Source organism: Fuscovulum sp., from assembly GCA_035192965.1.
Lineage (GTDB): Bacteria > Pseudomonadota > Alphaproteobacteria > Rhodobacterales > Rhodobacteraceae > Paragemmobacter.
This window is the reverse complement of sequence record CP136571.1, coordinates 1,385,292-1,411,606: the sequence shown is the minus strand read 5'-3', so window position 1 is coordinate 1,411,606 and position 26,315 is coordinate 1,385,292. Positions and strand designations below refer to the sequence as shown.

The following is a 26,315-nucleotide window of genomic DNA, read 5'->3' as shown; positions in this document are numbered from 1 at the left end:
GATGGCGCGGAATGCGCCTTGGGGAAAAGCTACACTGGATCAAAACAATTTCAAGCTTGAAATTTTCGGGCTTGAAATTTCTGCCGCGCTTGCGAAGATCACCCGCATGGACCTGATCATTGACCGCATGGGGGGCTGGGCCCGCCTCACCCTCAACCGCCCGGCGCAGAAGAATGCGCTGAACACCGCGCTCCTCGCAGCGGTGGCAGATGCGCTTGCAGGCTTTGCCGCCGATCCCGCGATCCGCGCCGTGCTCCTGACCGGGGCGGATGGCAACTTCGCCGCCGGGGCCGATATCGGCGAGATTGAACACAAGACCGCAGCCGAAGGGGCCGCCGATCCGCGCAAGGCGCATTGGGCCACCATCCGCGCCTTTCCCAAACCCCTTGTCGCGGCGGTAGATGGCTTTGCCCTTGGCGGCGGTTTCGAACTGGCGCTGATGGCCGATCTGATGGTGCTTGGCCCCACCGCGCGGGTAGGCTTGCCAGAAACCAACCTCGGCCTGATCCCCGGCGCGGGCGGCGGGCAGCGCCTGCTGGCGCTGGCAGGACGCGCGCGCGCCATGCGCATGGTCCTGACGGGCGAGGTGATCGACGCCGCCACCGCCTATGACTGGGGCATCGCCACCCATCTGGCGGACGGCCCCGCGCTGGCATTCGCCGAACCGCTCACCACACGCCTTGCCACCCGCGCCCCACTGGCGCTGATGGCGGCCAAAGCCGCGCTGATCGTGGGGTCGGAACAGGCGCTCGCCCTGTCACAGGAACGCGCCGCGTTCGAGGCGCTGCTGGATACCGACGACAAGGCCGAAGGCATCCGCGCCTTCCGCGCCCGAACGAAACCGGAGTTCAGGGGAAAATGACCATCGCCATCATCGGCCTTGGGGCGATGGGCCTTGGCATCGCGCAGGTCTACGCGCAGGCGGGCCACACCATCCGCGCCACCGATGCGAGCACGGACGCGCGCAGCACCGCCACCGCCCGACTTGCCGCAACCCTCGCCCCCCGCGTGGCCAAAGGCGCCATGACGCAGGCCGACTGTGACGCCATCCTGTCGCGCCTTCACATCGTCGACCGGATCGAAGACCTCGCCCCCGCCGATCTGGTGATCGAAGCCGTGGTCGAACGGCTGGCCGTGAAACAGGCCGTGTTCACCGTGCTGGAGCCGCTTTTGCCGCCCCATGCCGTGCTGGCGACCAACACATCATCCCTCTCGGTCGCCGCAATCGCGCGCGGCCTTTCCCACCCGGAACGCCTGCTGGGCCTGCATTTCTTCAACCCCGCCCCGGTGATGCGTCTGGTGGAATTGATCCCCCATGCCACCACCGCATCCGATGCCCTCGCCGCCGCCCGCGCCTTGACGGAAAGCGCCGGAAAGACCGTCATCCAATGCCCCGACCGCCCCGGTTTCATCGTCAACCGCTGCGCCAGGCCCTTTTATGGCGAAGCGCTGGCAATGCTGGAGGAAGGCCGCAACGCCGGTGAGATTGACGCGGCGATGATGGCCGAAGGCTATCGCCTTGGCCCCTTTGCGCTGATCGATCTGATCGGTGCCGACATCAACCTTGCCGCGACGGAGGGCCTCGCTGCCGCGATGGACCACCACCCGCGCTACCAAGTCTTTGACGCGCTCAAGGCGCAGGTGGCGCGCGGCGATCTGGGCCGCAAGACCGGGCGCGGCTTTATCTTTCCCGCCGATCCCCCACCGCCCCCGCAAGATGCCGCGGCCATCACCCTGCGGATCGAAGCCGCGCTGGTGAATGAGGCCGCATGGCTGCTGGCGGAAGGCGGCAGCACTGCGGATGGCATCGACACCGCCTTGAAACTGGGCCTCAACTTCCCCCGCGGCCCGTTCGAAGCACTGGCTCTTCACGGGCGCAGCCGGGTGCTGGCGACCCTCGCCGCATTGGAAAGCGCGGCCCCGCCGCATCTGAAAGGGCGCTACCTGCCTGCACCGGAGCTGACCGCATGACCGACGTTTTCCTCTGCGCCCATCGCCGCACCCCCATTGGCCGCCATGGCGGCGCACTGGCCATGGTCCGACCCGATGACATGGCCGCCCATGTGATCGACGGGCTCTTGGACCTGCATCCCGGTCTGACAGTGGATGAGGTGATCCTTGGCTGTGCCAATCAGGCGGGCGAGGATAACCGCAACGTCGCCCGCATGGCCGTCCTCCTCTCACGCCTGCCCGACAGCGTGCCGGGACTTACCGTGAACCGCCTCTGTGCCTCCGGCCTTGATGCGGTGATCGCAGGCGCGCGCGCCGTGCGCGACGGGGCGGATGTTGTGATCGCAGGCGGCGTGGAAAGCATGACCCGCGCGCCCTTCGTTCTGACCAAGGCAGAAACCGCCTTTTCCCGAAAAGCGGAGATTCATGACACCACCATTGGCTGGCGTTTCGTGAATGACCGGATCGCGCGCGCCTATGGCACAGACTCGATGCCCGAAACGGCCGAGAATGTGGCGGCAGAGCATGCCATCTCCCGCGTCGATCAGGATGCCTTCGCCCTGCGGTCGCAATCGCGCTACAGCGCCGATTGGCATGCGTGCGATCTCTTGCCCGTCACGATCACGGGGCGCAAAGGCGACACCGTGGTCGCGCAGGACGAACACCCGCGCGCCACGACGCTGGAAAAGCTGGCCGCCCTGCCCACCCCGTTCCGCGCGGGCGGCACGATCACGGCAGGCAATGCCGCAGGCATCAACGATGGCGCGGCTGCGCTGATCCTCGCCTCAGCCGCCGGGGTGAAGCGCCACGGCCTCACCCCCCTCGCCCGGATCGGCGCGGCGGCATCCGCAGGGGTTGCCCCGCGTGTCATGGGCATCGGCCCGGTGGCCGCCGTGGAACGCCTGACCGCGCGCACAGGCCGCGCGGCCGCCGACTACGACGTGATCGAAATCAACGAAGCCTTCGCCGCGCAGGTGCTGGCTTGCCTGCGCGGCTGGGGCATCGCGGACGATGATCCGCGCGTGAATGCCTTTGGTGGCGGCATCAGCATCGGCCACCCGCTTGGCATGTCCGGCGCACGCATCGCGGGGGCTGCAGCGCGCAGGCTGGCCGAAAGCGGCGGCAAAAGCGCTCTGGTCACGCTCTGCGTGGGCGTAGGACAAGGCGTCGCACTGGAATTGCTGGCCACCTGACCCGGCATGCCGAGGGGCGCTATCCCCCCGCCCGCCCCCCCGTCCTCAAGGTATCGCGCGGCGACAGACCATACTGCGCGCGGTAAAGCTCGGAAAACCGCCCGAAATGGGTAAAGCCCCAGCGCAGCGCAACATCCGTGACTGTCGTTCCCGGCGGTGCAGACAAAAGATCGGCATGCGCCCGCGCCAACCGTGCCGCGCGCCAAAAGGCCAGCGGCGTGGTCCCCCGCCAATCGCGAAAGGCCAGTTGCAGCCCGCGCGGCGAAACCCCCGCCGCCGCCGCCACATCCTCGATGGTGATGGGCTGATCCAGATGCGCCTCGATGAACCCTTCGGCCAGCCGCAGATGGCGCGGGCGAGGGGCCGCGCGCTGGCGCGCGATCTGGGGGTGATGGTCGTGCCGCGCCTCCAAGAGGCCCGACAGCACCGTGCTTTCGATCTGCCGCGCCATCAGCCCCGGCCCGATGGGCGGGTTGCCCGCATCCACCTCATCCACCAGCCACAGCACCAGCCGCCGTAGTGCCGCGCCCGGTCCAGAAGCCAAGTCCAGCGGCCCATCAAACGTCAGCGGTCGGTCCGATGGGCCGCCCAGCAGACCCGCCAAATGATCCTGCATCGCGCGGCGCGAGATCTGCACCAGAACCTGCCGCGTGCCTTCCTCCCATGTCATCCGCGTGGGCAGATGCGGGTTCAGGATCGCCGCGCGGTCCGGCGTGGACAGATAGGTGTCGCGCCCGTTGGTGATTTCCGCACCGCCCTCCAGCGGGATCTGAAGCAGATAGAACCCGCCCAACTCCCCCGGCGCGATCCGCGTGCGCGCGCCGTATTCGATGTAGTTCAGCGACAGCCGTTCCCCCGCCAGATGGTGGTGGCAGGCATCAAACAGGTTCCGCGCCCCCAGCGTTTCCAGCCGGTGCGGGCAGAACACCGCCGCCACCCGCTCGCGCGCCTCATCAAGGTCGCGGGTGCGAAACAGAGCATGATGACGCAGGAGCGGCAGGTTCATCAGCGGCGACCTTTGTGTCCTTGGCCTTGTTTTGTTGATTCAGCCTAGCATGACAGCCGCCAATCAGACCCGCCCCGCCTGTCGATTTTTTCGTTTTCCGGATAATCCCCGCGCCCGGCGGATAGACCCATCCCGCCAGCCCGTCACAATCCTTTCAAATTCAAAGGAAAAAGCGGAGGGCGCGGATGCGGGGATTATCGGGCAAGGTGGCCATCGTGCCGGGGGGCTGCACGAAAATCGGGCGCGCGGTGGTCGATGCCTTTGTTGCCGCAGGCACAAAGGTGATGGTGGCAGACATCGCACCGGGCGAGGGATTCGCGCCCGAGGTGGGGTTTCAATCCTGTGACCTGCGCGATGATGCCCAGATCACCGCGCTCGTGGCTGCCACGAAGGACCGGTTCGGTCGCATCGACTTTCTGGTGAACGTCGCCTGTTCCTATCTGGACAACGGCGCCGCCTCCACCCGCGCGGAATGGCTGGAAAGCCTGAACGTGAACGTGGTGGGATCGGTCATGCTGATGCAGGCGGCCGAGGCGGAGTTGGCCGCGACCCGTGGCGCGATCGTCAATTTCGGCTCCATCTCGTCACGCGTGGCGCAGACGGGGCGCTGGCTATACCCGGTGTCCAAGGCCGCGATCCTGCAACTCACGCGCAATCAGGCGATGGACCTTGCCCCAAAGGGCATCCGCGTGAACGCCGTCAGCCCCGGCTGGACCTGGTCGAACATCATGGACCAGTTGACGAACGGCAACCGCGCCAAAACCGATGCCGTCGCCGCCCCCTTCCACCTGCTGGGCCGCGTCGCCAACCCGGAAGAGGTCGCCTCGGCCGTGCTGTTCCTCTGCTCGGATGAGGCCAGCTTCATCACCGGCACCGATCTCTGCGTCGATGGCGGCTATACCGCCATGGGCCCGGAACAGGCGGTGCCTGCCATCCCGCTTTTGATGTCCTGACCTTTGGCGAGGGGTCGCGATAAGGCCCCCGCCCCAACCCACGGGGAACCACAATGAAAATCGCCATCATCGGGGCCGGTTTTGCCGGACTGACCACCGCGCGCCACCTGCGCGACTTCGGCCATGACGTGACCGTGTTCGAAAAGGTCCATGACGTGGGCGGCGTCTGGTCCACCACGCGGCTTTATCCCGGCGTATCGACGCAAAATGGCAAGGACACCTATCACCTGTCCGATTTCCCGATGCCGAAACACTATCCCGAATGGCCGTCAGGCCAGCAGGTGCAGGCCTATCTGAACGCCTATGCCGATCACTTTGGCCTGAACCCCCTGATCCGCCTGTCCACCCCCGTCACCCATGCGGCACAGGGCACAGACGGGCGCTGGACCGTCACCTTCCGGCCCGACGGGCAGGCGGAACAAACGGAGAGCTTCGATTTCCTGACCATCTGTAACGGCATCTTCTCTGCCCCCGCCATCCCCGATTTCGCCGGCGCCGAGGCGTTCAAATCCGCAGGCGGCACGATCTGCCATTCGTCGGAATTCCTTAATCTGGAACAGGCGCGGGGCAAGCATGTGGTGGTGATCGGCTACGGCAAATCCTCTTGCGATGTGGCGGTGGGGCTGGTCGATGCCGCTGCCTCCATGACCGTGGTCGCGCGGGAACTGATCTGGAAGATGCCCAAGAAACTGGGCGGCGTGCTGAATTACAAATACCTCTTCCTCACCCGGATGGGCGAGGCGCTGTTTCCCTATATCCGCCTGCAGGGGGTTGAGAAATTCCTGCACGGCGCAGGCCGCCCGGTGCGCAATTCCATGCTGGGATCGGTGCAGGCGGTGATCACCAAACAGCTGAAACTCAAACAGCGCGGCGCACTGCCACGCGGATCCTTTGAACGCATCGCGCGGTCCACCGTCAGCCTTGTCACCGACGGCTTCTTTGATCTGGTGGAGAAAGGCCGCATCACCATCAAGCGAGACACGGCGATTGACCAGTTGGTTATCGAAGGCGGCCGCCGCTTTGCCCTGCTGAAATCGGGCGAAAAGATCCCCGCCGATATCGTGATCTGCGGCACCGGATGGCGGCAAGAGGTGCCCTTCCTCGACACGGCACTTCAGGCGCGCATCATGGACGGGCGCGGCAATTTCCGCCTTTATCGCTGCATCCTGCCTACGGGCGTGCGCAACCTTGCCTTCAACGGCTATAATTCCTCCTTCTTCTCGCCCCTGTCGGCGGAAATGGGCGCGCTCTGGATCGCGGCCCATCTGGGCGGCGCGCTGGACCTGCCGTCCGAGCGTGCGCAGCTTGAGGCGACCGATGCCCGCCTGCGCTGGATGGAGGAACGGACCGAAGGCAAACATGCGCGCGGCACCAACATCATCCCCTTTTCCATGCATCAGGTGGATGAGTTGCTGGCAGACATGGGCCTGTCCATCGGCCCGATGCAGCGCTTCATGGAATGGCAGATGCCGGTCAAGCCGGGGGCCTATGCCCGCGTCGCACGCGACCTGCACCGCCGGCTGGACAGCGCCGAACGAAACCCCGCGCTGGCCTGAGCTGCGTCACGGCCGGCGGTGCGTGGCGGCAACGCGCGAGATTTCCTCGTAAATCCCGGACAGCAGGTTCAGTGTGCGCGTGGCCTCGGCCAGACGTTCGCTGAATCCCGGCACATTGGCCACCGCCTGCAACAACAGCCGCCGCCGCAATGCGCCATAATCCTCGGTCACGCGCAGGCCTTCTTCGGTCACCTCATAGGTCACACCCGACCGCCCCGCCCCCTTGCGCAGCACCAGCCCCGCCCCGATCAGCTTGCGCAGCGAATACTGGATGTTGGGCACATCATCCCGGTTCGTCAGCCGCGCCAGATCCTTGATCGTCTTGGGGCGGTCGTTCATTCGGATGATGTGCAACAGCGCGTTCTCCGGCCCCGTCGCCGCCAGATCGCAGACCGACGCCAGACATTCCGATTGCCACCGCCCGAATCCCTCAAACGTGCGCATCAGGGCGAATTCCAGCTCGGTCGTGTCCACCTCGACCGCGCTTTGCGCCAGATGCCAGTGCCAATCCAGCCCCCGCACCCGTGCATCATTTTGAACTGGAATGATTTTGTCTGCCATGAACCCCGCCCTTTTCCAGCGTGACTCTGGCCGCACGCGCCCGTTGACGCAAATGGAATTTACGATAGACTTTCAAACATAAAATACTTTTAAAACTCCAACAGGGACGGCTGACAATGACCCAACACCCGATGCTCTCGGGCGATCGTTTTCGCCTTGGCACTTTTTCCACCAACTGCTCCTCGGGCATGACGCCCACCAAGGCGCCCGAACGCTGGAACAACAGCTGGGACAACAACCTGAAACTGGCGAAAATGCTGGATGAGGCAGGGATCGATTTCATGCTGCCGATTGCCCGCTGGATCGGCTACGGCGGCGAGACGGATTTCCACGGCGGCGTGCTGGAAACCATGACCTGGGCCGCGGGCCTGCTGGCCGCCACAAAGAACATCGCCGTCTTCGCCACCATCCACACTGCCGCCAACCACCCCGTCGTGGTGGCCAAGCAGATGGCCACGATCGACCAGATCGGCCACGGCCGCGCGGGGCTGAACATCGTCGCGGGATGGAACAAGCCGGAATATGAGGCGCTGGGTCTGACCCTGCCCGATGACCATGAAACCCGTTACAGCTATGCGCAGGAATGGTTCGACCTGATCCGCAAGCTGTGGACATCGGACGATCATTTCGACTGGGACGGCAAGTACTTCAAAGCCGCCAAGGTGAAGGGCGACCCGAAACCGATGCGCGGCACGGTCCCCATCATCAACGCGGCAGGCAGCCCGCAAGGCCGCGAATTTGCCACCGACAATGCCAACTTCCTGTTCACCCCCGCCATCGACCTTGAACGCTCAAAGGTGGAAATCGCGGAACTGAAGGCGCAGGCCAAGGCCAAGGGGCGCGATGTGAACGTGCTGACCTTCAGCCATGTCATCTGCCGCCCGACCGAGGATGAAGCAAAGGCCTATGCCGATTACACCGCCGTGCAGAATGCCGATACCGATGCCGTCGACAATCTGGTGCGCCTGCAATTCGCCCATGCCCACAGCTTTCCCCACGATCTGCTGGCCCAGATCAAGCATCTTTTTGCGCTGGGGCATGGCGGTTTCCCCTTGATCGGCACGCCCGAACAGGTGGCCGACGGAATCGTGAAGCTGCATGCGACAGGATTTGCAGGAACCACGCTTTCCTTTGTCGATTATGTCGAAGAGTTCCCCTATTTCCGTGACCATGTGCTGCCCCGGCTGGAGGCGGCAGGGATCAGATAGGAGAACGGCAGATGGCCGAACCGGACGCCAAAGCGTTTCGCGATGCGATGCGCGCCTTTGTGGGCAATTGCAGCGTGATCACCGTGGGCGAGGGCGAAGAGGCGACGGGGTTGGTCGTCACCTCGGCCATCTCGCTTTCGGCCGAACCGCCCTTGCTGCTGGCCTGCGTGAACCGCTCGGCCTCCAGCCACCCCTTGTTCGCGCGCTACGGCCATTTCGGCTGGAACTCGCTGGGCGCGGCGCATCAGCCGGTGGCGGAACGTTTCTCCGGCTTTGCCGGGGTGCGTGGGGCCGCGCGCTATGAAGGGGCGGAATGGGAAACCGCCGTCACCGGGGCGCAACTCCTGAAAGGCGCACCGGCCGCCTTTGACTGCACGCTGGAGGAAATGATCGACCGCGCCACCCATTCCATCCTGATCGGCCGCGTTCGGGCGATCCGCACCACCCCGAACGCCGGGGCGTTGATGTATTGGAACGGCGCCTATCGCGCGCTAGAGGCTTAAGGCAGCAAGGGGGGGCAACCGCCCCCCTTGACCCCCCATTTTCCTTTTGCCCAAACCTTGCGCAGCGGTGCGGGCAGATTGGGTATTTGGGCCAAGATGAAGCGGCTAGAAAAGATCTAGGTGTCAGGCGAAACTGCGGATCGTGGCCACAGCCCCGTCCAACGCCTTGCCCTCTTCATCCTTCAGCGCAGCCTCCCGCAACCGGCGGCACCAGTCGGCGGCATCCGGGCGCGCGGCGATCTGCCCGGTGGCGGCAAGGACGCGGTCAAACTTGGATTGCCCGCGCGCATGCGTATCGGAATAGCCCTTGATCAGGCGGCGACAGCGGATGAGTTCCACCGCCAGATCGTAATTGCGCGTCGTCTCGGCCAGGGCCGTTTGCAGCCAGCGCGCCATATGCGCCTGTTCCTGCGCGTGGCGCAGCGTGCGGCGACGCCATCCGCGCAAGCCCCCCACGATATGCAACGTCAGAAAGGCGCGCAGGCTGTCGGTCCGCAGGCGGCGGCCCTTGTTAAACCACCGATCCAGCCGCGCCATCCATTTCGGATCGGCCTCCACCTTCGCACCCAGACGCGCCGGGAACAGCCCGACGATTTCCTCAGCCCGGGGGTGAAAGAATTCGGTCAGGTGCAGAAGGTTTGCCTCCTTCACCCGCATCTCCTTGCGGATACGGTCAAAGCGGCGGCCGCGGGTTTTCAGATCGGCCACGCGGATGATGTCGTCATAGGCCATGGCGTTGGCGATGTACTTCGCCGCCTCGCGCGACAGGGCCCAGCCCTGCGCCGCGCTGTCCTGCGCCAGAACTGTGGCAAGCCGGTCCAGGTATTCTCCCCCATAGGCGATGTCCTGAAAATCCACCACCTTGCGCAGGCCTGGAAGGGCCATCTCGGCCACCGGCGTGGGCAGGGCCGCGACGCGGGCGGCAAGTGTGTCCCAGGCTGCCGTCAGCCGGGCGGGGCCTGTCACCTGTGCCGCTACCGCCTTGGGCTTTGGCGCGGCCACCTCGGCCACCGGGTTTGCCGCCACGACCAGCGCCGCGCCAAAAGCGCGCAGCGACCCCTCCACTCCCTTGCCGCTGGCACGGATCGCCGCCTCGAACGCCGCGCGGTCAAAGGGCAGCGCCCCCGACCCCGCCAGCGCCCCGAAAAGCGAGGCGGAAATCACCGACCCGTTCGCAATCGCCAGCGCGTCGAAATCCGCCGCGATGAAGCGCTGCGCCGCGATCTCTGCCGCTGCCATCACCTCATCCGATGCCGCGATACCATCCCCCGGCACCATCTTTTCCGACACCGCCAGCGCGCGGTGGGTGCTGGCGATCAGCGTCGTCCGGTCCGGCGTCACGAACCCCCGGATGATCGACCGCCCGGCCTCCATCATTTCCGCGGCAATCATGATGTCCACATCGCCCGCCGCCGGCATCAGCGAAAAGACCGGCATCGGATCACCCGCCCGATGCGGGGCCATCTCGATGTAATAGACCGTGGCCCCGGTCCGTTGCGCCACCCCCGCCACGGATGTGGCCTGCGCGGCATAGCCGTTGGACCGCGCCAGATCTTCGATCCAGGTGGTCAGAACCCCACCGCCCTGCCCACCCACGGCCAGGATCGCCAGCTTGATGATCCCCGACAGGCGCGGATCGGCGGATTTGGCGGGCAAGGCACCCGACACCATGTCATGCACCGTCATGCCGCCCCCCCGAAATCCAGCCGCCGCGCGGCGCGGCGGGCCTGCAACCAGCCGATCACGCGCGTGCGGAAAGCCGCCAGCCGTGTTTCCCATTTCGACGGGTTATGGATCACATCCGCGCGGTAGAAGGAGGGGCAAAGGACAGCGGCATCCGCCACCTCACCACAGTTCCCGCAGCCCACACAGCTTTGGTCGATGCTGGCCACCGGATCGTCGCGCAGCGGATCGTCCAGCTTCTTGACGGACAATGACGGGCAGCCCGACAGGCGGATACAGGCATGATCGCCCGTGCAGACATCCTCATCCACGCCAAAACGCGGCGCCTCCACCCGGCGGCCTTCCTTGATCGCCTTGGCCGCAAGCGGTTTTTCCCGGCGCTGCTTGTTCAGCATGCATTCGCTGGAGGCGACAATGACCTTCGGCCCCGGCGCATCTGTCGTCAGCGCCTCGCGCAGCACGTCGCGCATATGGCCCACATCATAGGTGCGGTCCACCTGACGGACCCAGTCGATCCCGATGCCCTTCAGCGCCTTGGTGATCGGGTGCTTGGTGGCCTTGGTCGGGTTGTCGGCGCGCGACGACATGATGTCCTGCCCGCCGGTGGCGGCGGAATAGTAATTGTCCACGATCACCGCCACGCCGTCGGATTTGTTGAAGGCCATGTTGGTGAAACTGGACGACAGCCCGTTATGCCAGAAGCCCCCATCCCCGATGATCGCCACAGGCCGCCGCTCCCCCCCGCCATCAAAGGCGGCATTCGCGGCGGGGCCAAGGCCATAGCCCATGGTCGCGCCGCCAATCTCGAACGGCGGCAGCGCGGCAAACAGATGGCAGCCGATATCGGCGCTGATCTGCAACTTGCCGGTTTCCTTCTGCACCAGCTTCATCGCGGCAAAGATCGGCCGTTCCGGGCAACCGGTGCAGAATCCCGGCGGGCGGATCGGCACGGTTTTCGTCAGATCGGGGATCTGCGGCTTGTCCTCATTCGGGGCGCGCACCAGCGCGGGCAGCATCTGGGGCGCGGCCTCCTTGAGAAAGGCCGTGATCCCGTCCAGCAGCACTTGGCCCGTATATTCCCCCGCCATCGGCAGGATGCCCTTGCCGCGCAGCTTTACCGACGATCCCGCGCGATAAAGATAGGTCGTTAACTGTTGTTCGATGAATTCCGGCTGGCCTTCCTCGATCACCAGCACCTGATCCTTGCCCTCGCAGAACTGCAGAAATTCGCCTGCCAGCAGGGGATAGGTCACGTTCAGCACATAAAGCGGCACCTCGGTATTGCCGTGCAGGTCCGCCAGACCCAACCGCTGCAAGGCGCGGATGACGCCGTTATACATGCCGCCTTGCAACACCAGCCCCACCGGGGCGGTGCTGGGACCGAACACCTCATTCAACGCGCGCTCGCGGATGAACCGTTCTGCATTGGGCCAGCGATTTTTGATCTTGTCCTGCTCATGGGCAAAGGACATGGGCGGCAGCACGACACGGGCAAAATCGGATTGCGGGTTCGACAGCGCATCCTTCACGCTCAGCGTCGGGCGCTGGTTGTCGCGCGTCTGGAAAGACCCGGTCACATGGCAGGACCGTATCCGCACCATCAGCATGACGGGCGTATTCGATGCCTCGGACAGTTCAAACCCGTCCTTCACCGCCTTGGTGATGCAAGGGAGGTTCGGGCGCGGGTCCAGCAGCCAGAATTGCGATTTCATCGCAAAGGCATGGCTGCGTTCCTGCATGATCGAGGAACCCTCGCCATAATCCTCGCCCACGATGACCAGCGCGCCGCCGTTCACCCCCGATGATGACAGGTTCGCCAGCGCGTCAGAGGCCACGTTCACCCCGACCGATCCTTTGAACGTCACCGCCCCCCGGATCGGGTAATGCACAGATGCCGCCAGCATCGCCGCCGCCGCCGCCTCATTGGCATTGGCCTCGAACCGGATGCCCAACTCGCCCAGCAATTCTTCGGCATCGGCCAAGACGTCCATCAGATGCGAAATCGGCGCACCCTGATAGCCGCCGACATAGCCCACCCCGTTTTCCAACAGCGCCTTGGTGATGGCCAGAATCCCCTCGCCGGTGAAGGTTTCCCCCTCGCCCAGCCGCAGATGTTCCACTTCCGCCTTGAAGGACCGTTCAGCCATGTCAGATCTCGTGCTTGCGGATATTGGTCAGCATCTTCTGCAACGTGCCCACAAATGCCCGCCGCTCATCATCGGGAATACCGCGGAACATGCGGGCATGTGCCTCGGCCATCCGGGGCCAAAGCGCCTCGAACGCCGTGCGCCCACCTTCTGTGATGAAAATACGCGTCGCGCGGCTGTCGCTGGCATCCGCCTCGCGCCGGATCAGGCCCTCTGCCGCCAACTGGTCCAGCGCGCGGGACAGGGTGGATTGCTCCACCACCGAATAGACCGCCAGTTCCCGGATCAGCGGCCCCTCGATCACCGACAGCACCGCCAAGGCCCGCATCTTGGGCGTTGTCAGGCCCTGCCCCGCCATCTCATCGCGCAAACTGGCGTTGTACCGCCCCATGATGCGGTTCATCAGATAGGGCGCGTAATTCGTCAGCCCGATCTCCCCCAGCCGGGGCAAAGATGACGGTGGCTTTTCCGGGGGCGATTGATCCGTCATGCGCCCAACCTTTTCGCCGCAAGGAAGCCCGACCCGCCACCAAGTCCGGGGCCCGGATGGGTAGACGCGCCGATATGGATCAACCCGCGCACAAGGCCCGTGCCATTGGTGGAATGGGCATAAGGGCGGAAGATGAAGAACTGGTCGATGCTGCACAGCCCGCCATAAGGGTCACCCCCCACAAGGTTGACGTTCATCGCCTCCAGATCGGCGGGCGAATAGGCCCGCCGCGCCAGCTTGACCCTATCGAAATCCTTGATGTGGCGGCGCAGGATGCCCTCGATCCGGTCGGCAAAGCCTTCTCTCACCGCCTCGGACCACGCGCCGTCGGTGGCAATCGCGCCCGCTGCATCACCCTTTACCACCCTTGGCGCGTCGGGGATTTGCAGCCACAGCACCGCCTTGCCCTCTGGCACCCGCGACGGGTCCAGCCGGTGCGGTTGACCCACGCAGATTGTGGGAACCGCAGGCAGCATCCCCCGCTCTGCCTCATTGGCGGATTTGGACACCGAGTCGATCCCGTCCGCCAAATGGATCAGCGCCACATCATCCAGCCCCGGCGACAGCCATTCAGGATGCCGGTCCAGCGCGTAATGCAGCTGGAAATTCCCGCGCCCATGGCGGAACACCTTGGCCGCCACCTGATCCTCGGGCAAGTTCACATCCCGCAACAGCCGCCCCTGCAACTGCCCCGGCGCGACAGATGCCAGCACGGACCGGCAGGCAATCTCTTCCCCGCCCACCAGCGCCACGCCGCGCACATGACTGTCCTTCACGATGATCCGGTCCACATCCGCGCCGCAGCGAATCTCGCCGCCCTTCTCTTCGATCAAGGCGCGGAACGCGGCCACCGCCGCCCCCGACCCGCCCTTCACGATCGGCGCGCCCGCCGCCTCCAGCGCGAAGGCAATCACCTTGCCCATCTGGCCGGAATAGGTGCTTTCCGGCGTCAGCCCGCAATGCAGCACCCAGGGTGCATAAAGCGCCTGCACATCGGGCGAGGTATAGGTCGTCTCCAGCCACCCCCGCGCCGGCACCAGCGCGCGCCCGAACCACGCGGCCAACCCGCGCAGGCCCCGCTTTCGCACCTGCCCCCACAGCAGCTTGGCCGTGGGCCAAGACCACAAGGCCCCACCCAGCAGCGCGAACAGGAAGGGCGCATCTACCTCCACCCCGCCCACATCGCGGCCATGGGCATCACCATCCCCCGCCGCCCGCGCGTTGAACGCCGCAATATTCGCCGCGCGGTCGGTGGTAAGCACCAGCGCCGATCCATCCGGCCGCAATACGGCGGTCGGATGCGGTGTATGGCAATAGTCGAACCCGTGCCGCGCCAGATGGGGGCCAAGCGCGGCCCCCGCCGGTGATGTCATGAACAGCACCCATGTCGCCGCCATCACGTCATGCTTGAAGCCCGGCAGCGTGATCTCTTCGGTCCGCAGGCACCCGCCCGGCACCGACTCCCGCTCCAAGAGCAGCACGCGCTCGCCCTTCAGGGCCAGCATGGCCCCGGCGACAAGCGCGTTGATCCCGCTTCCGATGATGACGTGATCAGGCCGCATGGATCAGCCCTTGGGAACCAGCGCCAGCGCCCGGATCGGCGACCCCGTGCCTTGCTTGATCTTCAACGGCGCGGCGATCAGGATCGCCCCCTTGGCAGGCAGCTTGTCCAGATTGGCGAGACTGGCCAGACCGAAACAGTTGTTCTTGTGCAAAAGGTTATGCGCCGGGAAGGGCGGGTTCATGCCGCCCGCCTGCCCCGCATCGGTGCCGATGCACTGGCTGCCCCAACCCACGATGCCCTTGGACAGCAGGTATTCGATCACTTCGGCGGTCGGCCCCGGCGTGTGCGGCCCGGTGGCATCGGCGTTCAGGAAGGCCGCCTCGTCATGCGCGCGCTTGTCCCAGTCCGACCGCAGGACAACCCACTCGCCCGCATTGATCGGCCCGTTGCGCGATTCCCAATCCTGCACATGCTGGATGGTCAGCAGGAAATCCGGGTTCGACGCACATTCCTTGCTGAAATCCAGCACGTTCACCGGAGCCACCAGCCGCTGCACATCCAGCGTATCGGTATAGCCGTCCGGATAATCCTTGCCGGTGATCCAGTGGTGCGGCGCATCGAAATGCGTGCCGGAATGTTCACCCAGTTCCAGCCAGTTCCACGCCCAGAACGGCCCGTCCTTGTCATATTCGCTGATGCGGTGAATCTTGATCGGCGGGGTGTCCTTGGCGAAATCTGGCGGCAGTTTCAGCAGGGGCGTTTCCGGCCCCAGCACCCCGGAACAATCCACCACTTCGATCCCGCCGGATGCCAGCATTCCCGCCATGGCCTGAAGCACGCTTGCAGAGGTCATCACCATCTCCCTGTTGGCCGGTCCATCCCGGCATAAGCTGCGCCGGTTGTCCCGGCATTCATGGAATCATGCTAGACAGATTTAAATGCATTTGCAAATATCCCTGCGTCACTCTGTCGGGGAAGACATGACCGCAGGTTCCAACGCCACATTCGATGCCGTCCTGATCGGGGCGGGCCACAACACGCTGGCCGCCGCGCTGCATCTGGCGGCCAAGGGCTGGCGCGTGGGCCTGTTCGAACAAGCCGCCACCGTGGGTGGAGCGGTCAAGACGGGCGAATACACGCTGCCCGGATTCCGGCATGACTGGGCGGCGATGAACCTGTCGCTCTTTGCGGGAAGCCCTTTTTTCAAGGCCTACGGCGCCGAACTTACCCGCCACGGCTGCGCTTTCGTGCCGGTGAACCGCCCCTTCGCCTCCAGTTTCCCCGATGGCACATGGGCGGGTGTGTCCACCGACATGGCCGATACATTGACCAGCCTACGGGCCCTGTCGCCCCGCGATGCCGACACATGGTCCACCCTCGCCGCCCGATTCGGGGATGAAGCACCGCATCTCTTCGGCCTGCTCGGGGCCGAAATGAAATTCCGTGCGCTTGCATATTTCATGTTCAAAACACTCCGCGCCAAGGGTCTGGCCGGAACGCTGGACATGGCCCGCTTCCTCATCGCCTCGCCCCGCGCCTGGCTGGAAGAGACGTTTGAACATCCCCATATCCGCGCCCTGCTGGGCGCCTGGGGGATGCATCTCGATTTCGCCCCCGATGTCGCGGGCGGCGCGATGTTCCCCTATCTCGAAGGCATGGCAGGCCAGGCCTTCGGCATGGTGATCGGCCAAGGCGGGGCCGATACCGTGACCCGCGCGCTGGTAGCCGCCATTCAGGCGCGCGGCGGCGTGGTGGAAACCGGCGCCTCCGTCGCGCGGATCATCCATTCCGGCAACCGCGCCACGGGCATCGAACTGGCAGACGGCCGCCAGATCACCGCCACCCGCGCGGTGATCGCGGGCATTGCCCCCCGCGCCCTGCCCCGCCTGACAGGTGGCACCACCCCCGCCTTTGACCGCGCGATGACGGGCTTCCGCCACGCGCCCGGCACCATGATGATCCACCTCGCGATGGACGGCCTGCCCGACTGGCGCGCAGGGGCGGCGCTGCAATCGCATGCCTATGTCCACATTGCGCCCAGCCTTGACCAAATGGCCCGCACCTACCAACAGGCGCAGGCAGGCCTTCTGCCCGATGAACCCATCCTCGTCGTGGGCCAGCCCACCGTGTTCGATCCCTCCCGCGCGCCGGATGGAAAACACATCCTCTGGGTACAGGTGCGCATGGCCCCCGGCACGATCACCGGCGATGCCAAAGGCCAGATCACGTCAACCGACTGGGCGCAGGCCGCAGAGCCCTTCGCCGACCGCGCATTGGCGATCCTTGAGGCGCACGCTCCTGGCACGCGCGCCAAGATCATCGGTCAGCGCATCGTCACGCCGCTGGATCTGGAATCCGACAACCCCAACCTGATCGGCGGCGATCAGGTCTGCGGCAGCCATCACCTGTCACAGCATTTCCTTTTCCGCCCTGCGCGCGGCCATGCCGACGGGTCCACCCCCATCGACAGGCTGCACCTGACTGGGGCCGCCGTCTGGCCCGGCGCGGGTACCGGGGCGGGGTCGGGCTTTCTTCTCGCCCGCAAACTCGCCGGAACCTGATAGCGTCCAACCACAACCACAACCACAAAACCAAAAACCACCAACAGGGAAAATGACCATGAACCTCAACCGCCGGAGCCTTCTGAAGCTCTCTGCCGCCACCATGGCCGCAGGCACCATCGGTCTGCCGACCTTTGCGCAGGCCATCGACGAGCTGGTGATCGCCTATAACGTCAACCTGCCCTCATGGGACCCGACCGTCGGCCCCAGCGCGGTGAACCCCACCATTCAGGGCCTCTATCAATCGGTCTTTGACCAATACATCCTGCAACAGCCCGACCTGTCCCCCGCCCCCGGCCTGCTGACCGAATGGGGCTGGAGCGATGACAAGAAACAGGTCTGGATGACCGTGCGTGAAGGCGTCACCTGGCATGACGGATCGCCCTTTACCGCCGATGACGTGGCATGGAACCTCGCCCGCGTCGCCAACCCCGAAACCGGCAGCCCGATCCAGTTCGTCTGGGGCACGCTGACCAACCACCGGGTCGAAGGCAACCGCGTCATCGCGGATGTCGCGCAGTTCGACCCCACGATCTTCAAATGGATGTACTTCCTGACCGGCTACGTCCTGCCCAAGGCCTATTACGAAAAGGTCGGGGCCGAGGGTTTTGAGGCCGCGCCGATCGGCACTGGCCCGTACATGGTGGAGAAATTCGAACGCAACGCCTTTGTCCGCCTGAAGGCCAATGCCAATTACTGGGGCGGCAAGCCCGATTTCGACACCGTGACGATCAAGTTCGTCCCCGATGCCGCCGCCCGCGTGGCCGAGGTGGAATCCGGCAACTCCCACGTCACGCTGGAAATGCCGTATGAGGAATATGACCGCCTGAAAGGCGGCCCGCTGGCCGGCGTGGCCGCGCCCATTTCCGATATCGGGATGATCTTCCTGAACGATATCGAGGTGATGACCGATCCGAACGTGCGGATGGCTGCCGCCCATGCCATCGACAAGCAGGCCATCATCGACCGTCTTCTGTCGGGCTACGGCGTCAAGATCGACACGCTGCAAACCCCGGAATACGATGCCTTCGACGCCTCCATCGCTGTGCCCTATGACGAAGCGAAGGCCATCGAATTGCTGGCCGCCTCGGGCTTTGGCCCCGACAACCCGGTGAAGTTCAAGATCCAGACGACCAAGGGCTTCAAGCCCAAGGATTACGAAATGATCCAAGCCATCGTCGGCCTCTGGCGCAAGGTCGGGATCGAGGCGGAGATCGAGGTCTATGAAATCGCCAAGCATTACGAACTCCGCGCCGCCGACCAGCTTGCCCCCGCCGCCTTCTACAACTGGGGCAATTCGGTGGGCGATCCGACCACCTCGACCGGCTTCGCGATGTTCGGCCCCTCGCCCCATTCGGTGTGGGATGGCGAGGATCTGATCGGCATGATCGGCCCCCTGTGGGGCGAAGCGGACGAGGCCAAGCGCATCGATGGCTGGAAAGCGGTGGACAAATACATCGCTGACAACGCGCTGGTGATCCCGCTGCTGCAATATGTGCAACCCATCCTGCACGCGCCGGGTGTGGTGGTCACGCCCCATGCCTCGGGCTCATTGCTGCCGCATCTGATGAAGCGCGCCTGATCCGGCAAACCGGGGGGGCAACCGCCCCCCCGGACCCCCCTTTCGCGCCTGATGGGCGTGGCGCGGGGGTGATGCGTCGATTTGGGTATTTGGGCCAAGATGAAATGGGCAAGGGCAGTGCCTTGATCGGTTCTGTCACGGGGTGGGAATGGCGTTCTTGAGATTCGTTGCGATCCGGCTATTGACCACCGCCATCACCTTGGCGGGGGTGGCGGTGATCGTGTTCTTCGTGATCCGGGTGGTGCCGGGCAATCCGATTGCCATGATGCTTCCCCCCGGCGCGACGGAAGAAGACATCGCCCGCCTCTCGGCCCTTTACGGGCTGGATCAGCCCATCCTCACGCAATTCGGCATCTGGCTTGGCGGGGTGCTGCAAGGCGATTTCGGCACCTCCATCACCACGCGCCAGCCGGTGCTGGACCTCGTGCTGGGCCGCCTGCCCGCCACGCTGGAACTGTCGATCATGGCGCTGGTCATGGCCGTGATCCTGGGCGGTGCGGCGGCACTGACCGGCACACGCTTTCGCGGCGGCCGGCGTGAGGGCGCGATTGACGTGGCCAATGGCATGGCCCTGTCAGTGCCCGATTTCCTGTGGGGGCTCGTGCTGATCCTGCTGTTTGGCGTGCTTTGGCCGGTCTTTCACATCTCGGGGCGCGTTTCGCCATCATTGGACCTGCCCTTCACCACTGATTTCTACCTGTTCGAAAGCCTGCTCCGCCTGCGGTTCGACCTCTGGGCCGATCTGGTGGCGCATATGTTCATGCCCGCTCTGGCGCTGGCGATTCCGCTGGCCGCGATCATCGGGCAGCTTTTGAAGCAGAGCCTGAAGGAAACCATGAACCTTGATTATGTGACGCTGGCCCGCACCAAAGGCTATGGCGAGACGCGGGTCATCCTGCGCGAGGCGCTGCGTAATGCCATCCTGCCCACGCTGACGCTGGTGGGCGTGCAATTCACCTTTCTGATCGGCGGCACAGTGATCATCGAGCGGCTGTTTTCCTATGAGGGCCTTGGCAATATGGCCATCGACGCTGTGATCAACCGCGACCTGCCGCTGATCCAAGGGATCGTGATCCTGTTCGCGGTGATCTTCACCGTCGTGAACCTGATCGTCGATCTGCTCTATGCCGTCCTGAACCCCCGGCTGCGCCATGCTTGACGCCAAAGGCATGGACGGGCGGTCCCTGATCCGCCGCCGCGCGGGGTTGCGGCTGTGGCTGTCGGCCGGTTGGCTGGCCCTGCTGGCGCTGGCCGCCCTGCTGGCCCCTTGGATCGCGCCGCATGACCCGCTGGCACAGGACCTGTTTCTTGGTCGCCTGCCGCCCTTCTGGATGACAGGGGCCGAGCCGGGCTATTGGCTGGGGACGGATTCGCTGGGCCGTGATGTGCTGTCGCGCATCCTGCATGGCGCGCGGCTGGCACTGATCGTGGCGCTGATGGCCGGCAGCATCACCTGCTTGGTCGGGGCAACGCTGGGCCTGCTCGCAGGCTTTCTGCGCGGCTGGGTGGATATGGTCATCTCGCGCCTGATCGACATCTGGATGGCCTTTCCGCCCGTCCTGTTTTCCATCCTCCTGATCGCCGTCCTCGGCCCCGGCCTGACCTCCATCATCATCGCCATCGTCGTGATCGACTGGACCCGCTTCGCCCGCGTGGTGCGGGCCGAGGCGATGGCACAGGGCGCGATGGATTACGTGGCCTCTGCCCGCGTCGCGGGGCGGGGGCGGCTGGGCACGATGGTGCGCGAAATCCTTCCCAATGTCCTGCCCACCATCGTGGTTCTCCTCACCCTTGAAATGGGCATCGCGGTGATCGTCGAGGCAATCCTGTCCTTCGTGAACCTCTCCATCTCTACCGATGATCCCACTTGGGGCGGCATGATCGCCGAAGGCCGCACCTCCATCCATCAGGCGTGGTGGGTGCTGGTCTTCCCGCTGATCGCGCTGTTCCTCACCGTCCTGTCCTTTTCGCAACTGGGCGAAGGGCTGAAGGACCGCTTCGATCCGGTGCTGAGATGAGCTATCTTTCCATCCGCAACCTGTCTGTCCGGCTGAAAAACGGCCCGCCCCTCTTGCGCCGCGTGTCGCTGGATGTCGCGGCGGGTGAAGTGCGCGGGCTGGTCGGCGAATCCGGCGCCGGCAAATCGATGATCGGCAAGGCCGTGCTGGGCATCCTGCCGCCATCGGTGGAAATCATCGGGGGCCAGATCGTACTGGATGGCACCGACCTGCTGACCCTGCCCTTGGCCGAGCGCCGCCGCCGCATCGGGGCCACCTGCGCGCTGATCCCGCAGGACCCGCTCACTGCGCTGAACCCGTCCCATCGCATCGGGCCGCAGATCACCGATCGGCTGGTCGATATCCTTGGCTGGACGCGCGCGGATGCCGACGCGCGCGCCCGCGCCCTGCTGGAAGAGGTGCAGATTCCGAACCCCGACCGTGTGCTGCGGTCCTATCCGCATGAGCTTTCGGGCGGGATGCGCCAGCGCATCCTGATCGCCAGCGCCTTTGCCGCCGAACCCAAACTGATCGTGGCCGATGAACCCACCACCGCGCTGGATGTGACGGTGCAAAAACAGATCTTGAAGCTGATCGCCGGGATGCAGGCCCGCCATGGCACCGCGCTCTTGTTCGTGACGCATGATCTTGGCGTCGTATCCAAGGTCTGTCAGCACCTCTCCGTGCTCTATGCCGGGATGGTGGTGGAGGACAGCGCGGTCACCGATTTCTTTGCCGCCCCGCGCCATGCCTATTCCGCCGCCCTGCTGGCCGCGACGCCGAAATACACCGATCCCGCCGCCGGGCTGCACCCTGTCCCCGACGCGGTGATCGACGCCGTCCGCGCCGAAGTGGCGACTTTCGATAAAGGCGGGGCCGCGTGATGGACCTTTACCAGATCGAAAACCTGTCGCTGTCGCTGGCTGACATGACCGCCAAACCCCTGTTCGGGGCCGCGCCGCGCATCGAAATCCTCAAAGGTCTGTCCTTCACCATCCCCAAAGGCGCGGTCGTGGGCATCGTGGGCGGCTCTGGGTCGGGCAAATCCACGCTGGGCCGTGCGCTGGTGCGGCTTCTGGAACCGTCCGGCGGGGCCATCCGCTTTGGCGGTACCGATATCACCCATCTGTCAGAGCCCGCCCTGCGTCCGATGCGGCGGCGGTTTCAGATGATCTTTCAGGATCCGATGTCCTCACTCAACCCGCGCCATCGGGTGGGCACCATCATCGCCGAACCCCTGCGCCTGCACGGGATGGACGGCGTTCGCGCCCGCGTGGCCCGCGCGCTGGATCATGTCGGCCTGCCGCAATCCTTCGCCACACGCTTCCCGCATGAACTGTCCGGCGGGCAGCGCCAGCGTGTCGGCATCGCCCGCGCCATCGCGCTGGAACCCGATTTCATCCTCGCCGATGAAATCGTCTCCGGCCTCGACGTCTCCTCTCAGGCGCAGGTTCTGAACCTGCTGGAGCGGCTGGTGGCCGATCTCGGCCTGACATTGGCCTTCATCAGCCATGACCTGTCAGTCATCCGCCGCCTGTGCCAACGCACCATCGTGCTGCATCAAGGCCGGATCGTCGAGGATCGCCCCACCGCCGACCTTTTCGCCTCCCCGCAGGCCGCCTATACCCGCGACCTGCTGGACGCGATCCCGCTGCCCGATCCGGCGCAGGTCTGGGCCTAACTTGCCGGGGCCTGAGGGCCACCGACAGGCCGCCGCTCCGGCACCTCGGCAGGCCCCATCAGGCTTTCCAGCTTGGCCTTCACATCCTCGGGCCAGACCATCGAGGTGTGGCTGTCCAGCCAGCTTGCCGCAAGCACCTGCTCGACCGACCAGCGATGTTCCTCGCCACAATGCACCGTATGCGCCAATCTGAGCGAGGATTTGCCCACCTTCAGCACCGTCAGCCGAAAGGTCAGCTTGTCGCCAAAGAAAGACGGTTTGGAAAAATCGCAGGACAGATGCACCGTCGGCGTCCCCCAGCGTTCCTTCCAGATGATCTCATGCCAGGGCCAGCCGATATGCGTCCAGAACTCCTCGACCACCCCGTTCAGGATGTTCATATAGGCCGGGTAATAGGCCGTGCCGGAAATGTCGCAATCGCCAAAGCGCAGCATCCTGTCGGTCGTGAAGCAAACGGTCATCCTGTCCTCCCCTTTCCCGCCAAAAGGCCGCAACCGGGCGGCCTTGGTCAAGGGTGAAGTCCCGCCCGCTGCGCCAGCCCCGCCGCGCGCACCACATCGGCCACCTGCAACAACTGCTTGGACAGCGGCGATGTGCGCCGCCACACCATCCCGATCCGCCGCGACGGCTGCGCCCCGTTGAACCGCGCGATGGATACATGCGCCGACCGCGTCTCCACCGCCACCGCCATTTCCGGGATCAGCGTCACCCCGATCCCCGCCCCCACCATCTGCACCAAGGTGGACAGGCTGCTCCCATCCAGCAACTCACGCGGCGCGGCCTGCCCGGCATAGCAGAACGACAGCGCCTGATCGCGAAAACAATGCCCCTCTTCCAGCAAAAGCAGTCGCATCTCGCGCAGCTTTTCTGGGTTCGGCACCGGCTTGCCCGCCTCGGCCCCGGGGCGGACCAGCACGAAATCCTCGGCAAACAGATCAACCTCGGTCAGCGACGGTTCCGATACCGGCAGCGCCACGATGGCCGTATCCAGCCGCCCCTCTTCCAATTCGCGGATCAGCTTGGGCGTCACCGTCTCGCGCAGGTTGATGTCCAGCCCCGGATTGGCCTCGGTCAGCCGCGCGATGATGGCGGGCAGCAGATAGGGCGCAATCGTCGGGATCACCCCGATCCGCAGCCGCCCCGAAAGATTGCCCCGCGCCACCCGCGCCATATCCGCCAATTCCTCCACCCCGCGCAAAATCTCGCGCGCGCGCAGCAGCGTTTCCTCGCCAAACCCGGTCAGCCGCACCTGCCGCGCGCCTCGCTCGAACAGGTCCGATCCCAGCACCGCCTCCATCTCGCGGATCTGCATCGACAGGGCCGGTTGAGAAATGGAACAGGCCTCTGCCGCACGGCCGAAATGGCCGTGCTGGGCCAAAGCCTCAAAGTAGCGCAACTGTTTCAGCGTCAGATTTATCATAACCTCAACTTATCACGCCAATCAGAAAATCCAACTTAAACTAATCGACATGGGGTGTTAGAACGATTCCATTCCGGCAGGCCGCCGCCCGACTCATGGGTGGCGCGCGCCCGCCCCGCACAACCCTAGGAGAGCGACATGGACGGAAACGACGTTGGCAAATGCCCGGTGATTCATGGCGGTCAGACGACCACCGGCAAATCGGTCATGGATTGGTGGCCCAAGGCGCTGAACCTCGACATCCTGCATCAGCATGACACAAAGTCCAATCCGCTCAAGGGCTTCAACTACCGGGAAGAGGTCAAGAAGCTCGACTTCGCCGCGATCAAGGCCGATGTCCACGCCCTGATGACCGACAGTCAGGATTGGTGGCCCGCCGATTGGGGCCATTACGGCGGTCTGATGATCCGCATGGCATGGCATTCCGCCGGCACCTACCGCATCAGTGATGGCCGGGGTGGCGCAGGCACCGGCAACCACCGTTTTGCCCCCCTGAACTCCTGGCCCGATAACGCCAACCTCGACAAGGCCCGCCGTCTGCTCTGGCCGGTGAAAAAGAAGTATGGCAACCGCATCTCTTGGGCCGATCTGATGATCCTTGCCGGGACCATCGCCTATGAAAACATGGGCCTGAAAACCTATGGCTTCGCCTTTGGGCGTGAGGACATCTGGGCACCGGAAAAAGACATCTACTGGGGTTCGGAAACCGAATGGCTTGCGCCCTCGGAAAACCGCTATGCCGACCTGTCCGATCCCTCGACGCTGGAAAACCCGCTCGCCGCCGTGCACATGGGCCTGATCTATGTGAACCCCGAAGGCGTGAACGGCCAGCCCGACCCGATGAAAACCGCGGCGCAGATCCGTGAAACCTTTGCCCGCATGGCGATGAATGACGAAGAAACCGTCGCCCTCACCGCTGGTGGCCACACCGTGGGCAAGGCGCATGGCAACGGCCGCGCCGAAAACCTCGGCCCCTCGCCCGAAGGCGCGGATATCGCCGAACAGGGCATGGGCTGGATGAACCACACCACCCGCAGCGTGGGCCGCGACACCGTCACCTCCGGCATCGAAGGCGCATGGACCACCAACCCGACGCAGTGGGACAACGGCTATTTCCAACTGCTGCTGAACCACGATTGGAAACTGGTCAAATCCCCCGCCGGTGCCTGGCAATACGAACCCATCGGCATCCGCGAAGAGGACAAGCCGGTTGACGTCGAGGATCCGTCGATCCGCCACATGCCGATGATGACCGATGCCGACATGGCGATGAAGGTCGACCCGGCCTATCGCGCGATTTCGGAAAAGTTCTTCGCCAACCCGGATTACTTCTCGGAAACCTTCGCCCGCGCGTGGTTCAAGCTCACCCATCGCGACCTCGGCCCCCGCATCCGCTACATCGGCCCCGATGTCCCGTCCGAAGACCTGATCTGGCAAGATCCGGTTCCCGCGGGCAACACCGGCTATGACGTGGCGGCGGTCAAGGCCAAGATCGCGGCCTCCGGCCTGTCGGTCACCGACATGGTCACCACCGCTTGGGACAGCGCCCGCACCTTCCGCCAGTCCGATCTGCGCGGCGGTGCCAATGGCGCACGCATCCGCCTTGCCCCGCAAAAGGATTGGGAAGGCAACGAACCCGCCCGCCTGTCGCGTGTGTTGTCGGTGCTGGAACCCATCGCCGCCGCGACGGGCGCATCGCTGGCCGATGTGATCGTGCTGGCGGGCAATGTCGGCATCGAACATGCCGCCAAGGCCGCAGGCATTGACGTGACCGTTCCCTTCCACCCCGGTCGCGGCGACGCCACGCAAGAGATGACGGATGTTCACGCCTTTGCGGTTCTGGAACCGGTCGCCGATGGCTTCCGCAACTGGATCAAGAAGGACTATGCCGCCCAGCCCGAAGAACTGCTGCTGGACCGCGCGCAACTGATGGGGCTGACCGCCCCGGAAATGACCGCGCTGCTGGGCGGCATGCGGGTGATCGGCACCAATTTCGGCGGCGGCGCCCATGGCGTGTTCACCGACCGTCCCGGTGCGCTGACGAATGATTTCTTCGTCACCCTCACCGACATGAGCTTCAAATGGGTGCCCACCGGCCGGAACAGCTACAACATCGTGGATCGCGCATCGGGCGCGGTGAAATTCACCGCCACCCGCGCCGATCTGGTGTTCGGCTCCAACTCCGTGCTGCGCGCCTATGCCGAGGTCTATGCCCAGGACGACAACCGCGAAAAGTTCGTCCACGACTTCATCGCCGCCTGGACCAAGGTGATGAACGCCGACCGCTACGACCTTTCCGCCTGATCCGGCATCAAAGCTG

The 26,315-nt window shown here is 64.8% G+C and carries 23 protein-coding genes; 14 read left to right on the top strand and 9 right to left on the bottom strand.

The features are described from left to right. The first annotated feature begins 106 nt into the window (after positions 1–106). The 3 genes from RSE12_06940 to RSE12_06930 are packed head-to-tail and all read left to right on the top strand — an operon-like array spanning position 107 to position 3,143. Positions 107–862, top strand: coding sequence for an enoyl-CoA hydratase-related protein (locus RSE12_06940; GenBank protein WRH64062.1), 756 nt, complete (start codon positions 107–109; stop codon positions 860–862). Then, a complete protein-coding gene (locus RSE12_06935; GenBank protein WRH64061.1) occupies positions 859–1,971 on the top strand; it encodes a 3-hydroxyacyl-CoA dehydrogenase NAD-binding domain-containing protein in 1,113 nt (370 codons plus the stop codon). Before RSE12_06940 ends, RSE12_06935 begins: the two co-directional genes overlap by 4 nt. After that, positions 1,968–3,143: an acetyl-CoA C-acyltransferase gene (locus tag RSE12_06930; GenBank protein WRH64060.1), complete on the top strand. Its 1,176-nt coding sequence runs from the start codon at positions 1,968–1,970 to the stop codon at positions 3,141–3,143. The genes RSE12_06935 and RSE12_06930 overlap by 4 nt, the downstream gene beginning before the upstream one ends. 19 nt (positions 3,144–3,162) lie before the next feature. Here the strand turns inward: RSE12_06930 and RSE12_06925 are convergent, their stop codons facing one another. After that, positions 3,163–4,149 carry an AraC family transcriptional regulator gene (locus RSE12_06925; protein WRH64059.1) on the bottom strand — a complete coding sequence of 329 codons (987 nt, stop codon included), beginning with the start codon at positions 4,147–4,149 and terminating at the stop codon, positions 3,163–3,165. A 185-nt stretch (positions 4,150–4,334) separates the two neighbouring features. Here RSE12_06925 and RSE12_06920 point away from each other — a divergent pair, with 185 nt between their 5' ends. Both RSE12_06920 and RSE12_06915 read left to right on the top strand, forming a co-directional pair. Beyond that, complete coding sequence (locus RSE12_06920) at positions 4,335–5,102, top strand: SDR family oxidoreductase (protein ID WRH64058.1); 768 nt, start codon at positions 4,335–4,337, stop codon at positions 5,100–5,102. Between the two features lie 53 nt (positions 5,103–5,155). Continuing rightward, entirely contained in the window at positions 5,156–6,658 is a 1,503-nt protein-coding gene (locus RSE12_06915) for an NAD(P)/FAD-dependent oxidoreductase (protein WRH64057.1), read from the top strand. Between the two features lie 6 nt (positions 6,659–6,664). On the opposite strand, the gene RSE12_06910 is transcribed toward RSE12_06915, so the two are convergent. Beyond that, positions 6,665–7,219: a winged helix DNA-binding protein gene (locus tag RSE12_06910; GenBank protein ID WRH64056.1), complete on the bottom strand. Its 555-nt coding sequence runs from the start codon at positions 7,217–7,219 to the stop codon at positions 6,665–6,667. A gap of 116 nt (positions 7,220–7,335) precedes the next feature. Between RSE12_06910 and RSE12_06905 the strand changes: the two genes are divergently transcribed. Then, positions 7,336–8,427, top strand: coding sequence for an LLM class flavin-dependent oxidoreductase (locus RSE12_06905; GenBank protein WRH64055.1), 1,092 nt, complete (start codon positions 7,336–7,338; stop codon positions 8,425–8,427). Positions 8,428–8,438: 11 nt separating this feature from the next. Continuing rightward, positions 8,439–8,930, top strand: coding sequence for a flavin reductase family protein (locus RSE12_06900; GenBank protein ID WRH64054.1), 492 nt, complete (start codon positions 8,439–8,441; stop codon positions 8,928–8,930). 123 nt (positions 8,931–9,053) lie between these two features. Here RSE12_06900 and RSE12_06895 read toward each other — a convergent pair whose 3' ends face one another. The 5 genes from RSE12_06895 to RSE12_06875 are packed head-to-tail and all read right to left on the bottom strand — an operon-like array spanning position 9,054 to position 15,607. After that, on the bottom strand, positions 9,054–10,616 hold the full coding sequence (locus RSE12_06895; GenBank protein WRH64053.1) for an indolepyruvate oxidoreductase subunit beta family protein: 1,563 nt from the start codon (positions 10,614–10,616) through the stop codon (positions 9,054–9,056). Continuing rightward, positions 10,613–12,760: an indolepyruvate ferredoxin oxidoreductase subunit alpha gene (locus RSE12_06890; protein WRH64052.1), complete on the bottom strand. Its 2,148-nt coding sequence runs from the start codon at positions 12,758–12,760 to the stop codon at positions 10,613–10,615. The genes RSE12_06895 and RSE12_06890 overlap by 4 nt, the downstream gene beginning before the upstream one ends. Position 12,761: 1 nt before the next feature. Continuing rightward, complete coding sequence (locus tag RSE12_06885) at positions 12,762–13,250, bottom strand: MarR family transcriptional regulator (protein WRH64051.1); 489 nt, start codon at positions 13,248–13,250, stop codon at positions 12,762–12,764. Further along, positions 13,247–14,812: an NAD(P)/FAD-dependent oxidoreductase gene (locus tag RSE12_06880; protein ID WRH64050.1), complete on the bottom strand. Its 1,566-nt coding sequence runs from the start codon at positions 14,810–14,812 to the stop codon at positions 13,247–13,249. The genes RSE12_06885 and RSE12_06880 overlap by 4 nt, the downstream gene beginning before the upstream one ends. Positions 14,813–14,815: 3 nt before the next feature. Beyond that, positions 14,816–15,607, bottom strand: coding sequence for a cyclase family protein (locus RSE12_06875; GenBank protein ID WRH64049.1), 792 nt, complete (start codon positions 15,605–15,607; stop codon positions 14,816–14,818). Positions 15,608–15,734: 127 nt separating this feature from the next. Here RSE12_06875 and RSE12_06870 point away from each other — a divergent pair, with 127 nt between their 5' ends. The 6 genes from RSE12_06870 (at position 15,735) to RSE12_06845 (ending at position 22,575) form a co-directional block, all read left to right on the top strand. Next, positions 15,735–17,315, top strand: coding sequence for an NAD(P)/FAD-dependent oxidoreductase (locus RSE12_06870; protein WRH64048.1), 1,581 nt, complete (start codon positions 15,735–15,737; stop codon positions 17,313–17,315). Between the two features lie 58 nt (positions 17,316–17,373). After that, entirely contained in the window at positions 17,374–18,897 is a 1,524-nt protein-coding gene (locus tag RSE12_06865) for an ABC transporter substrate-binding protein (protein WRH64047.1), read from the top strand. Between the two features lie 148 nt (positions 18,898–19,045). Then, on the top strand, positions 19,046–20,056 hold the full coding sequence (locus tag RSE12_06860; GenBank protein ID WRH64046.1) for an ABC transporter permease: 1,011 nt from the start codon (positions 19,046–19,048) through the stop codon (positions 20,054–20,056). Between the two features lie 10 nt (positions 20,057–20,066). Beyond that, entirely contained in the window at positions 20,067–20,915 is an 849-nt protein-coding gene (locus tag RSE12_06855; GenBank protein WRH64045.1) for an ABC transporter permease, read from the top strand. Then, positions 20,912–21,778: an ABC transporter ATP-binding protein gene (locus tag RSE12_06850; protein ID WRH64044.1), complete on the top strand. Its 867-nt coding sequence runs from the start codon at positions 20,912–20,914 to the stop codon at positions 21,776–21,778. Before RSE12_06855 ends, RSE12_06850 begins: the two co-directional genes overlap by 4 nt. Then, entirely contained in the window at positions 21,778–22,575 is a 798-nt protein-coding gene (locus RSE12_06845; protein WRH64755.1) for an ATP-binding cassette domain-containing protein, read from the top strand. Before RSE12_06850 ends, RSE12_06845 begins: the two co-directional genes overlap by 1 nt. On the opposite strand, the gene RSE12_06840 is transcribed toward RSE12_06845, so the two are convergent. Both RSE12_06840 and RSE12_06835 read right to left on the bottom strand, forming a co-directional pair. Continuing rightward, positions 22,572–23,036, bottom strand: a complete 465-nt coding sequence (locus RSE12_06840; GenBank protein WRH64043.1) for a thioesterase family protein — start codon at positions 23,034–23,036, stop codon at positions 22,572–22,574. The two genes, RSE12_06845 and RSE12_06840, sit on opposite strands and share 4 nt — an antisense overlap. Before the next feature lie 47 nt (positions 23,037–23,083). Further along, on the bottom strand, positions 23,084–23,995 hold the full coding sequence (locus RSE12_06835; protein WRH64042.1) for a LysR substrate-binding domain-containing protein: 912 nt from the start codon (positions 23,993–23,995) through the stop codon (positions 23,084–23,086). A 138-nt stretch (positions 23,996–24,133) separates the two neighbouring features. Here RSE12_06835 and katG point away from each other — a divergent pair, with 138 nt between their 5' ends. Beyond that, a complete protein-coding gene (gene katG, locus RSE12_06830) occupies positions 24,134–26,299 on the top strand; it encodes a catalase/peroxidase HPI (protein ID WRH64041.1) in 2,166 nt (721 codons plus the stop codon). Positions 26,300–26,315: the final 16 nt, after the last annotated feature.